We start from the raw sequence: 12334 nt of genomic DNA, 5'->3' as shown, positions 1-12334 counted from the left end.
GGATCAGCGTTGATTTGCATGGTTCCAGTAAGGACAAAAGGTGTAAATTTTGGTCACGCACGACCGCCCAAAGGCAATGGTAATGGTAATGGGAAACTGCGGCACCCAGACGACAGAGAGCCAAAAAAGCTGGATGATGTTGATCGCCTGCTCCGCGGTGGATCCGGGCTCGCAACGGCCGCAAGGGACGCACGGGCCTGCCGCAAAGGTGCGAAAAGTATCTAAGCTGATGGGTTCGCGACGGGAACGCGCTCGGCGGTGGCGGGCGGAAACACCACGGTGTTGCCCTTTGCGCAGCAATCCCGCGGCATATTCCAGCGCGGAACGGTGCCGACGGAATTAAGAACTTTGGGAAGACCTGCACGTAGTACATCTTGGTGGCGACCGACGATCTGAAGGGTCTGAACATGGACCTTTAAAAAAAAACGACGGAATATCCTCAGCGCGGCGTTCTAATGTTACCCAGCGAAATTCCCTGCAAAGGAACACTCAGTGCGGCATCAAATTCTCGGCCCCAGTTTCGTCGTCCTCGCCTGTCTTTCCGCCACCATTGGACAGGCCCATGAGGATTCCTCCCATTGCAATGCGGTGATCGCATCCGTCGCGGATGCGGGTTTTGATGACGTTGTGACAGTCACTTGCAATGACGGTCAGGCGCTTGTGGCGGGCGACACCTATCCCAACCATGAGATGATGACGGGCATCATCGGAACGAACGAACAAGTCCCGGTGCCAGCGGTAGATTACGTGTCTCCGATCACATTGGCTCCGATCACCGGATCCGAGCCTCACACCCGAGATGCCGCCTTGGGTGTCGCGGTGAACGGGGTTCCGATTTATGATTACACCGCCGGTGGGGAGATGTCTCAAGACGATCTTGCGACCTACCAAGCCAATCTGGACACGGTGGCCACCGGACAGCTTGATGTCTGCGGCGGCCATGCCGGGCGCGGCGACGATTACCACTATCACGCGGCCCCGACCTGCATGATCGAGCAGATGGAAAACAAAGGCCCCGATGCGATTATCGGCTGGGCCTTCGACGGGTTCCCGATTTACGCCGACGCCAATCCTGATGGCACTGCGATCGAAGCTGGCGTTCTGGACGTGTGCAATGGGCAATCCGACGACGTCTTTGGCTACCGCTATCACACCTCGGAAGGCGCGCCCTACATCATCCAATGCCTGATGGGGCAAGTGCCCGACATTGACGCTTTGCCGCGTGTTCGTCCCTTGGCAGCCGCAGGCGGGGGGCGCGGACCAGAGGCAGGACGCCCGCCGCAGGGTGGCGTCGAAAACCTTATTTTCGTGCAAAGCGATGGCGGCGAACGCCTCATGACTTACACCTATGAAGGCGCGGATTATTACATCAAATACGCGCCGTCTGAGACCGATAATTGCTATGATTTCGAAACCCGCACGGTGACCAACGGCGGCGAGCTTTTTAAACAAGAACTGTGCCGCGAATGATCCGTCCAGCCTCAACCCTTCGTTCGCTGGTCTGGAATATCCCCTCTTAATGAAAGGTCATAAAATGCGTTTGATCCTCGCAGTCACGGCAGCGCTTGCAGCGTGTGCCGCCCAAGCCGAACCACGCGACATCACCGCGGATGTCTGGGTCGATAACTGGTTTAGCGTCTACGCCAACGGCGAGATGGTGATGGAAGACCCGGTGTCGATCACCACAGAGCGGTCGTTCAACGCTGAAACCGCAACTTTCACGGTCGCGTTGCCAGCGGTGATTGCGATTGAGGCCAAAGACTTCAAGGAAAACGAAAGTGGTCTGGAATATATCGGCACCGGACGCCAGCAGATGGGGGATGGCGGGATGATCGCGCAGTTCAAGGATGCCCTTACCGGCCAGGTTCTTGCGGTGACCGATGCGTCGATGAAATGCCTCGTGGTTCAACATGCGCCGATCTCGCCGTCTTGTGCAAATGAAACCAACCCTGTGGCAGGCGAAGGGGCTTGCGGATTTGTCGTCACCGATATCCCCGTGGATTGGACCTCGCCCGATTTCGATGACAGTGACTGGCCGGCGGCAACCCTTCATTCTGCCGCCGATGTCGGACCCAAGGACGGCTACGACGACATCACATGGGACAGCGCCGCAGAGCTCGTATGGGGCGAAAGTCTGACACAGGACAACACGCTACTGTGTCGCCTCACGGTCAGCGAATAGGTCGAGCAACAAAAAAGGTGTGGCAAATTCCTTGCCACGTCTTCCAAAGCTGACTTTCGCCGCATCACAGACGGTCAGTGTCGACTCGTGCGGGAAACATCCGATGGCGCAAGATGTGTGGGAGGTGTCCTGCCCCCCGCGAAATCCTACCATGTAAATCTGATGGAACCTGCAGACTTAATCAGCCGCTGATCGTCGCGATGCGCGCAGCATCACGGCAAAACTCGTCTGTCGAGGTCCGTGCCATCCGTTGTCTCTTTCATATATTTAGCGAACATGGCTCGAAAGAGGCCGCTACTAACGCGAGGCAAGATCAGGCCACGATAGGCTTTGTATTTTCCTATTCGCTTCGGGGGCGGCACCTACTTTTCCGAACGGCACCAAAGCCCGCACATCGATGATCAAACGGAGTGAATGCTGCGCGATGCTCGAATGTCCGCAATGGCGGGCCGCGCTGCAGCATCCAAAATCGCCTTGGACCGAGGCTTTGGCCCGGCCACATCATCAGAGCCACGCAGCCCAATACCCGGCATGGAAAATTAGGTGGGATTAGGCTTAGGACACATTGAGTTAGAGCCAGAACAAGACAATTGCTGCGAGGGCGATTGCGGCCTGCTGCCACTGAAAAACAACAGCAGCGGCCCGAGATGCGGCGCACTCTCCGCGCGGGCCACGCGCAAGCCGTCTGGCAGCGCGACCTGTCGTTGCAGGGTAATCAGTGTGGGTTTTCATCGTGGCTTCCGCAGCTCGTCTCTTTGCAAGCGGCGCTTGATGGTCCATATGCCTGTCGAGAATATCGCATGGCTTTCCTTTCCGCCAAGCTCGGAAGGCTGTCATCCGGGTCCCCACGGCCCGACCTTCGCGTCACAGGAGCCCAATCGTGTCCCGTTCCGCCTCCCAGCCCGACGCCATCACCGAGAATATGTCCTTCCTTCTGGCCGAACTGGACGGGCAGATCACCCGTCTGATCACCTATTTTGAAGACCCGAAATCCGATGTCGCGATACAGATCATGCAGCGCGCCGGCTACTCAAACAACCTCGCTGGGCGCGTGCGAAAGGCCTGCCTCGCGGCGATGCTGCTCAAGAAAAACAGTGAAGCCCGGCGCTTGCACCTGCAGGGGATCGACACCGTGGCGCGCAATCTCGACTTTATGTCGCGGCTTGGGCGACGCGCGGTGGATCAAGCAGAGCGGGTACAGCGGACCAAGCTGTTGCGCGCCGCGACCTACGTACCGCCGCTGAAACTGGTGCGCAGCACGATGGCGGGCATTCAGGGCGCGTTGGACGCGCGAGACAGCAAGCTTGCGGTGAAAATTGGACAGGTGCGCACCGACATTACCCAGTTCCACGATCAGCTTTTCCGCACTTACACGCGCGACATGGTCGACACCAAACATACTGAGGATCTTGCCTTCGCCCTTATTGCGCTGAACGAAGTTGCGCGCATGGGCGAGGCGCTGCAGGGAATTTCCGAGGCGATCCTGTCGATCAACATTGGCCAGAATGTGCAGTTCGAACGCTACTTCACGCTGCGCAGCGTCCTTGCCGGGCTGGCGAATGATGACGAGATCAACCTGAAACCTCTGGCCGAAACGCGGTCCGGCTCGGTGATTTCTAGTGTCAGCTTGCAAGATGGCAAGGGGCGGTCAGTGGCTGCCGTTTTCAAGGACGGCGATCGGCGCAAGGTCAAGGAAGAGCGCGTCGGCGTCAAAAGCTGGAACTCGGTCTACCCCGGGGTCGCCCCTGAGATCTTGTCCTACGAGAAGAACGGTCGTTCGGCCGCATTGCTGATCGAACACCTCGAAGGGCAGACATTCGAGGACCTTGTGCTGGGAGGTACCGACGCCGCATTAGAGACTGCGCAGAAGGCACTGCACAAAACGGTACGCGACATCTGGCGCACGACACTCACGCAAGAGCCCGCCGAAATGCGCGCGATGGACCAGCTGTCAAAGCGAATGGAAGATGTCGTGCGGCTGCACCCGCAGCTCGCACCCGGGACGAAGTCGATCAACGGCACCGTCCTGCCGGGCATCAACCAATTGATCATGCAGGCACGCGCCCGCGAGGCAGCCTTGCCTGCGCCTTTCTCTGTCTACATCCATGGCGACTTCAACCTCGACAACGTGATTTACGATGCGGTCGCGTGCAACATCCGCTTCATCGATCTGCACCGCTCACGCTATATGGATTACGTGCAGGATGTGTCGGTTTTCATGGTGTCCAACTATCGTTTGCAGGTCCTTGATGCGGGCACGCGCCGCCGGATTGCCCGCGTCGCTACCGATATGCATGCGATGGCCGCGAAGTTTGCCAAACGGCAAAAGGATACAACCTTCGAGTACCGGCTGGCGTTGGGGCTGGCGCGCAGTTTTGCCAGTTCGACGCGATTTGTTGTCGATAAATACCACGCGCGGCGGATGCTGTTACGATCCCGCTTTATCCTAGAATCCGCGCTGGCCGTGCCCGTAGGGCGCGAGGCGCGGTTTAAGTTGCCAATGAAGGACCTATTTAATGACTAAACGCATCGGGGTGATCGGCACGCCCGGAAAGTGGTCAACCGAGACCTTGGCCGATGCCTTTGCCGATCGCACGGGATACCGGCAGGTGATCGACATGGGACGCGCAACGCTTGACCTGTCCGAGGGGCAATTGATCTGCGACGGCGTGGATCTGTGCAAGCTTGACGGACTTGTGCTGAAGAAGGTTGCGGAAACCTACAGCTCGGACGCGCTCGACCGGCTGGAGATGCTGCGCGTGGCGGAAGCTGCGGGGGTGCGCGTGTTCTCGCCGGCAGAAAACGTCATCCGCCTGATGGACAGAATGGCCTGTACAGTGACCCTGCGTAATGCAGGCATCCCCATGCCCCCAACCGTCATCACCGAGGACGTCACCGCTGCGCGTCAGGCGCTGGACCGTTTCGGCTCGGCGGTATTCAAGCCGCTGTTTTCAACCAAGGCGCGCGGCATGGTATTGCTCGACAAGGATGCCCCGAATGCTGAGTCTGAGATCGCGGCCTTCAAGGCAATGAATCCGATGATGTACATCCAGCAAAAGGCAGAACTGTCGGGCGAAGATCTTGGGATGGTGTTCCTGAAGGGCGAATATGTCTGCACCTATGCCCGGATCAGTCAAACCGGCAGTTGGAACACCACCATCCAATCGGGCGGCAAATATGCCCCGTTCACCCCCACGTCGGAGCTGATCGAACTCGGCCGTCGCGCACAAGCCCCCTTTGGCCTGACCTTCACCACCGTTGACGTTGCACTTACTCCGCAAGGCCCCATCGTCTTTGAGGTGTCGGCCTTCGGCGGCTATTCAGGGGCGCAAAAAGGCTGCGGCATTGATGCGGCGGCCTTGGTGGCCAATCACATTCTGGCGGAGGTGTCGTGATGATGCTGGCGGATATCCTCGCACATATCGATCTTGCCGCAGCAGGTGCCGAACCCTTTGGCCTGCGCGTCGGACACGTTTCCCTTGCCGTCTATGCGCCAGACCCTCTGCGCACGCGCCTCACGCGTTACTTTGAAGCTGTGGTCGAAACGGTTGGCGCGGATGCGCAGCCGGTTCACCTGCTGCCCGGTCAATCCCTGCCGAAAGACCCGGAGTGGACCGACTGGCTGCGTGAGGGCGGCAAGATCGGACGCAAGGACGCGGTTTGTGACTTTCAGGGCGGGCGCCTGATCCACAAAGTGCGCAGCGGCGTGATCTTTGTCCAAGCCCCGGGTGTTGCGGTGGCCTTGGGCCCGCTGGACGACAACGAAAGCACAGTCATCAATTTCATCAACACGCAGGTGCTGAACGCCTGCCTGAGGGATGGATGGCAATTGGCCCACGCTGCCGCAGTGACCGATGGTATGCGGACGCTGGCGGTTTCCGGCCTTTCGGGAGGTGGAAAATCCACCTCGATCTTGCGAATGATGGACTTACCTCAGGCGCAGTTTCTGTCAAACGACCGTGTCCTGATCAAAGGCGGCACACCGGCCCAAGCGCTTGGCATCCCCAAGCATCCGCGCATCAATCCCGGCACAATTCTCGGCAACCCGCGCTTGTGGGGCCTGTTGTCCGAAGCCCGCAAGAACGCGCTGCGCGCCATGCCTCCCGCCGACCTTTGGGCGCTCGAGGAAAAACACGACCTTATGATCCCAAGCATCTACGGTTCGGACCGCATGTGCTTTGACGGGCCGCTGACAGATTTTTGGGTGCTAAACTGGTCTCATGACAGCGAACAGGCGACGCAGGTCACACCGGTCGATCTTTCTGCGCGTCCCGATCTTCTGAGCGCCATCATGAAGAGCCCCGGCCCCTTCTACCAGCACAGAACGGGGGGCTTCGAGCCCAATGGAAACAGCCCCGACCCTGCACCCTACCTCGCGGCGTTGGAGGGGGTGAGGGTCTGCGAAGTGTCCGGCAGGATCGATTTTGACGCCATCGCAGAGGCGGGCAGGGCGGTGTTTCATGCCTGAAACGATCCACGCATTTTTCCGTCACGGCGCTTATGACCAGAGGAACGGCGTGCCGTCTGCACACCAACCCTGGGCTCTGACGGAAGAGGGCACCGTACAGGCGCGCACGGGTGCCGAGCTCTTGAACAGAATGCTGCGGGACAAAGGTCTTGCGCTGGCTCCCGTGCTGTACTGCTCTCGTCAGTTGCGCGCTTGGCAGACAGCGGAGCTTGTGGCGGAAAACTTGCGCGACTTGGGCCACGCGGTTGGTGAGCTGCGGCAAACTTCGGACTTGGCAGAACGCGGTCTTGGGTCCGCGGCGAACCTGACGATCGACCAAATCGAGCAGGCCTTGGCCGACGATCCGCGCTATGAAACGCCTCCCGAAGGTTGGAAATCCAACAGCGATTATTGTCTGCCGTTTGACGGGGCCGAGAGCCTGATGATGGCGGGTGAGCGCGTTGCCACGCATCTCGAACTTACTGGCCAGCCGGGCCGCGTGACCGTTCACGTGGGCCACGGCGCCTCATTCCGCCACGCCTGTCACCACCTTGGTCTGCTGAGCCGCGAAGATATCGCCCGGTTTTCCATGTTCCATGTCCAACCGTCACTGATCTGTCATCAAACCGATGGTAGATGGCGGCACTTGGCGGGTGCGTGGAAAATCAGGGAACCGAAGGACAGTCCGAAGGATTGACCCTGTACGTGGCATGGGGGTGGGGCTTGGACAATCCTCAAAGCATTATCAGAACCGAACCTCTTCTGCCGCCGATTTTCGACGGCGATGGTTGCATGGCCGATCTTCCCCGCGCACTCGAACCTTGGAGCGAGACGTTCGATCAACCGGTGGCAGATTGCCTTGCGCGCGCCCGTCGCTACGGCGGATGGCTGTGGCCTAATCGCCCTGTGGTTTTCATCTCTGACCCGCATGCAGATGCGGAAGGTTTCCTGCGCTCGCTCATCGCTGCCGGCGTGATTGGCCGCAACGGGGGGCAGATCACCTTGACACCTTTTGGTCGTGCCGCCCAGATCATTCTGGGGGGCGACACGCTGGACAAGGGGCCAAGCAACCTCGTCCTGCTGGACGCCATTGCCGAAGTGCTGGACTCTGGTGCGGAGGTGACGATCCTCGCAGGCAATCACGATTTACGGATGCTCATGGCGATCGGCTCTGTGCGCGGCGAACGACACTCTTTGAACGAACACCTCTTCGTCCGCATGGGACGCAAGATTTTGCCAGCCCTCCGCGAAGTTCTGGACCGATTTGTCACGCTCGAAGACCTAGCGGCCTTACCGTCCGAAGACGTGTGCAAAACGCGGCTGATGCCCGCGAAAGATTGGGCCGACCGTTTTGCCGTCGCTGCCCGCGCGGAGGTGCGCGCACCAGTCATCACAAAGGAAATCCGCAAGCTTTACGAAAAACTGACCAAGTTCGAGACGGACCGCGCCCGTCACAACATGACCTATCGCGAGCTATTGGCCGCCTTGTTGAAGTGCCATGACATTTTCCTCGCTCCCGGCGGTCACTATGCTTGGTTCTATGACCGGATGCAGGCGGTTGCACGGTCTGGGTCACTGGTCTTCGTGCATGCAGGCCTTTGCGACCATATGGCAACGGCTCTTGCGCGCGACGGCGTCAATGCCGTGAACGCCGCTTATCGCGATGCCGCAAATCGTGCCACGCTTGGCTTCTATTTTGGCCCGCTGGCAAATCTCGTGCGCACCAAGTACCGAAAATCGGACTGCACCTTGACGGAAGAAGGGGTCGACCTGCTGCAGCGTGCGGGCCTGCATATGGTTGTCCAAGGTCACGTAAATAACAACGCAGGTCAGAGGCTGCTGGCCAAACGCGGGCTGCTGCATCTGGAGGGCGATATCACGTTGGACCGCGCGTCCCGTGCACTCGAAGGTTTGGAGGGCGTTGGCGCAGGGGCGACCTTGATTTTTCCCTCTGGAGATGTGATCGGTCTGAGTTGTGATCACCCGCGCGCCAAGCATTTTGCCCCCGAGCGCATGGTTGCCCAGTGATCAAGGCCCATGCGCGCCCGATAGGTGCCTCGGCGAATGTAAGGACGACGGCATGAGTTCCCACGAGCGTTTCTCCCACGAGTCCCTGCAGGACGCCAAAACGATCAAGACCCTACTGGACGCGTTATCTAAGGGGTTTTCCAAGGGCGAGATGACCCTGAGCGATGACGAAGGCGCATTGGTCATGCAGACAGCGGATTTGTTGACGATCCGGATCAAGGGGGAGCGATTGGATGGTCACTGCAGCGTCAGCCTACGCGTGGTGTGGCCAGACCCAGAGGCCGCTCCATCCGGATCCTCTGGAAAACCTCGCATCGACAGCTGACGGGACGGCATTGCCAAATTGTCTGGCTGGCCTAATCGGGCTATGGCGTGTCTATGAAAATACCATCCAGTCTGCCGCGCCTGAAGGGACGAAATCCGGTAGGAGGGCAGGATCGTATCATCTCATGAGCGTTTTTGATTTTCCCGACACGATAAGCCTAGCCCACTGACGCGGGATGGTCAAAATATGTAGCCTGTGCATGGCGCTGGAGACGAGCGTGTCGAACCGATGGTTGTCATGCTCTCATCCGCGGGTTGTGTACCGCCTTACCTTATTCGATGCGGGCTTACCTCTGTCTAAGGCCGGAGATTTATCCGATGGTACGCCGAGGGTCCCCCTATCATTGGCCGCCGTCTCCAGCGTTCTGCACAGGCAGATAATTGGCCAGATCAGGTCGGTAACGGTGTTTTCCGCGCGATGTCCCAGATGAACCCGGCCAGTTCGCGGGCGATTGCCGCCAACACGCGTGGTTGCGGTTTCCCGGCTCGGCTGAGATGGCGGAACCGTTTGCACAAGCGGGTCTGTGCCTTCCAGCCGATGTCCTTGATCTCTTGTGGCAGATGAGCCGAACGTTTCAGATAGGGGTACCCCTCTTTTGGTGGGTGCCGGTAGGACCAACCCGCTTCGACCAGCATCGTTCGGGCTAGGGCGTTACCGGTCTTGGTCAGTCGTCCACGCCGTGTCGTTGAACCGCTGGAATGCTCGCTGGGCACCAGTCCCAGCCAGGCCATGAGCTGACGTGGATTTTCGAACCGTGTAATGTCGCCGATCTCGGCTACTACCGTTGCAGCGATGGTCGTGTTGACCCCACGCAAGGCACGCAAAGCGTCCACTATCGGGGCAAAGTGCCATTGCGGGATTGCCTCTTCAATCGCATGGTCAAGGGTTGCGACACGCGTTTCGCATTGAACAATCGCTCGTTTCAGCTCCTCGAAGGCAAGCTGTTGGTGCGGATACGGGAACCGGCTCATTTCAGCCAGCCAGCGGCGGTGCCGCATGGTCCAGTACTTACCGTTCTGATAGCGCAACCCGTGACGCAATAGAAAGCTGAGCAATTGCTGCTTGGCCACCTTCACGGCATCCTTCGCTTGTTTGCGCGTGCGGATCAGATCTCGCATCGCCTCTTGCTCTTCGTCCGGCGTCCAGATCGGCGTGAGCTCCCCTGCACGCCAGAGCCGTGCCAGCATTTCTGCATCGCGCCGATCGGTCTTGATCCGATCCCCGGTCTTGCGCGGGATCATCGATGGCGCGACAACGGCACATTCAAAGCCGAGTTTCGTCAGATGGCGATAAAGACCATACCCACAGGGCCCAGCCTCGTAGCAGAAAGTAGGGGTTTTGCCGGTCTCAGCCAATCGTTTGGTAAGGCGTGAAACAGAATCGGAAGAATTGGTGATGGTCCCGAAGAAGCGCATCTCGCCCCTCCGCCCTTCATCTGCAATGGCCACTGCAATTGTATCTTTGTGAACATCCAAGCCCACGTAAATCATTTTGTTCATTCGTGTTTCCTCCGCCGAAAAAGTCAGTGTTCGCCGAGAAAACCACGGGACTATCCCCGCCGCAAAACGCTCATATGGTCTAAGGTGGTAACGGGCTGTTTTTTCGAACTCCACTCGCCCCTGAGAAGGATATGCGCCCAAACGGCATTGCCAAGTTGTTGATTGCGTGACGCAGGAAGTCTGCAATTGGGAGATTACGCCACCATCTCGCTGGCGAAATCGGCCCAGAGGCTGAAAGCGTCAGCCTGGCCATGGCGGTATGAAGTTGCGGAGAGTTTAGAGCGGCGGGGACGGAAGATCAGGTTAATCGGTTCGTGTGCGGACAGAAAACTGTGGGCCTGTTGGTGAGACTTGAACCGGCCGAATGTCTTCTCTGGCTTGCGGGTCGGTGTGTGTGATCCTTCGATGGCGTTCTTCATTCCCTTATGGGCGCGGTGATCAGCATCCGGCGCCAGGGTTTCGATTGGCTTGATGTCGCTGCGCAGTTTGGCGGTGATCACAACCCTCGGGTCGCTGAACTGAGTGATCAACCTTTGGAGAAACCGCTTTGCTGCCTTGGCCTTTGGTCGGGTTTGCACGAGAATGTCTAGGACGTCCCCGTCCGCGTCGATGATGCGCCAAAGCCAGTGATTCTTGCCTAGAATTGGGATAACGACTTCGTCAAGATGCCATTTTTCGTTGGGACGAGGGCGAAGAAAAATAGCTAAAAGTTGGTGATGGCCTGAGAGGGCGGCATATCATGGCGGTGTTGAAGACGCCGTCAATTCTCCGCAGAGAAAGGGATTTGCCGTATGACAAAGACTACCATCGCAGCCTTGCCTGATCCATCTGGATTTTCACCTGATCCGCTGACCGAGATTCTTCGCTCTGGCGCGCGCACGCTGATCCAGCAGGCTGTGGAGGCTGAACTGGCTGAGCTACTCCGCGCCCATGCCGGCGAGACCACAGAAGACGGTCGGGCACGACTGGTGCGGCATGGTCATTTGCCGGAACGTGAGGTGATGACCGGGATCGGCCCTGTCGCCGTGAAGGGACCTCGGGTGCGTGACCGGGGTTCTGAGGCCGAGAAGATCCGGTTCACGTCGTCGATCCTGCCGCCCTACCTGCGCAAGGCCAAATCCATCGAGGAGCTGCTTCCCTGGCGTCGGGCGGGCGATGCATCCACTGGATGCCTCGCTTTTCCGCCTCAACCTCAAAGGCATTTCCACGGGCGATCTCCAAGAGGCCTTAGCCGCCTTACTTGGTCCGAGCGCGGCAGGGTGGTCTTCGACGACAATCTCACGGCTCAAGGCCGACTGGTGGGAGGAGTATGAACGCTGGCAGCACCGGACCTAAGCGCCCGGCGTTTTGTCTATATCTGGGCGGATGGCGTTTACTTCCAGCCAAGGATGGCTGAGGAAGTGAGGAGGATCAAAAATTGATCCGGGGGATCGATTTCCCGACCAACAATGTGTTCAGAGGTGGTCGGCGCTGACGAATGGGGCCGCAAAGAGGTTCTCGGCCTCAGCGATGGCTTTCTTGAAAGCACCCAGAGCTGGCGAGAGCTGTTGCTCGATTTGAAGCGCCGCGGCCTTGCCCGGGCCCCTGATCTTGCCGTTGGCGACGGGGCGCTTGGGTTCTGGGCGGCATTGCGGGAGGTCTTTGGTGCGACCCGCGAGCAACGGTGCTGGTTCCACAAGACCGGCAATGTCCTCAACGGTCGTCTTGGTTGCGCCACGGGTTCAAGTGTGAATCCCGGAGGCAAACTGGTCCACAGAAACGGTCGGATTACCTGACCGTCGCGGATTAAAAGTCCGCCATTCTGATGCCCGAGGCGGAAGCTGAGGGCTGGGAGATGTATTCTGTGGAACTTT

The 12334-nt window shown here is 58.8% G+C and carries 9 protein-coding genes and 2 pseudogenes; 9 read left to right on the top strand and 2 right to left on the bottom strand.

The window, feature by feature from the left end:
* Positions 1-492 precede the first annotated feature (492 nt).
* The 8 genes from BV911_RS16045 (at position 493) to BV911_RS16010 (ending at position 8982) form a co-directional block, all read left to right on the top strand.
* Positions 493-1470 carry a YHYH protein gene (locus BV911_RS16045; protein WP_240512292.1) on the top strand — a complete coding sequence of 326 codons (978 nt, stop codon included), beginning with the start codon at positions 493-495 and terminating at the stop codon, positions 1468-1470.
* Between the two features lie 64 nt (positions 1471-1534).
* The gene (locus BV911_RS16040; protein WP_240512291.1) at positions 1535-2182 is read left to right on the top strand and encodes a PEBP family protein; all 648 of its coding nucleotides are present in this window, start codon (positions 1535-1537) and stop codon (positions 2180-2182) included.
* 880 nt (positions 2183-3062) lie between these two features.
* The gene (locus BV911_RS16035) at positions 3063-4706 is read left to right on the top strand and encodes a phosphotransferase (protein WP_240512290.1); all 1644 of its coding nucleotides are present in this window, start codon (positions 3063-3065) and stop codon (positions 4704-4706) included.
* Positions 4699-5577, top strand: a complete 879-nt coding sequence (locus BV911_RS16030) for a GAK system ATP-grasp enzyme (protein WP_086054619.1) — start codon at positions 4699-4701, stop codon at positions 5575-5577. The genes BV911_RS16035 and BV911_RS16030 overlap by 8 nt, the downstream gene beginning before the upstream one ends.
* Complete coding sequence (locus BV911_RS16025; RefSeq protein ID WP_086054618.1) at positions 5577-6650, top strand: HprK-related kinase B; 1074 nt, start codon at positions 5577-5579, stop codon at positions 6648-6650. The genes BV911_RS16030 and BV911_RS16025 overlap by 1 nt, the downstream gene beginning before the upstream one ends.
* On the top strand, positions 6643-7326 hold the full coding sequence (locus tag BV911_RS16020; RefSeq protein ID WP_086054617.1) for a histidine phosphatase family protein: 684 nt from the start codon (positions 6643-6645) through the stop codon (positions 7324-7326). Before BV911_RS16025 ends, BV911_RS16020 begins: the two co-directional genes overlap by 8 nt.
* Positions 7327-7421: 95 nt before the next feature.
* Entirely contained in the window at positions 7422-8657 is a 1236-nt protein-coding gene (locus BV911_RS16015) for a metallophosphoesterase family protein (RefSeq protein WP_240512289.1), read from the top strand.
* Positions 8658-8709: 52 nt separating this feature from the next.
* Positions 8710-8982 (top strand): amphi-Trp domain-containing protein, encoded by a 273-nt coding sequence (locus BV911_RS16010; RefSeq protein ID WP_086054616.1) that lies wholly within the window; start codon positions 8710-8712, stop codon positions 8980-8982.
* 389 nt (positions 8983-9371) lie between these two features.
* Here the strand turns inward: BV911_RS16010 and BV911_RS16005 are convergent, their stop codons facing one another.
* Both BV911_RS16005 and BV911_RS16000 read right to left on the bottom strand, forming a co-directional pair.
* Positions 9372-10481 carry an IS110 family transposase gene (locus BV911_RS16005; protein WP_086054615.1) on the bottom strand — a complete coding sequence of 370 codons (1110 nt, stop codon included), beginning with the start codon at positions 10479-10481 and terminating at the stop codon, positions 9372-9374.
* A 194-nt stretch (positions 10482-10675) separates the two neighbouring features.
* Positions 10676-11173: pseudogene (locus BV911_RS16000) on the bottom strand (transposase); the annotation flags it as partial.
* 99 nt (positions 11174-11272) lie between these two features.
* Here BV911_RS16000 and BV911_RS15995 point away from each other — a divergent pair.
* Positions 11273-12178: pseudogene (locus BV911_RS15995) on the top strand (transposase); the annotation flags it as partial.
* Positions 12179-12334 lie beyond the last annotated feature (156 nt).

Source organism: Pseudoruegeria sp. SK021 (assembly GCF_002119405.1).
Taxonomy (GTDB): domain Bacteria; phylum Pseudomonadota; class Alphaproteobacteria; order Rhodobacterales; family Rhodobacteraceae; genus Meridianimarinicoccus.
Note: the sequence above shows the minus strand (reverse complement) of the source record. Positions and strands in the feature narration are given on the sequence as shown.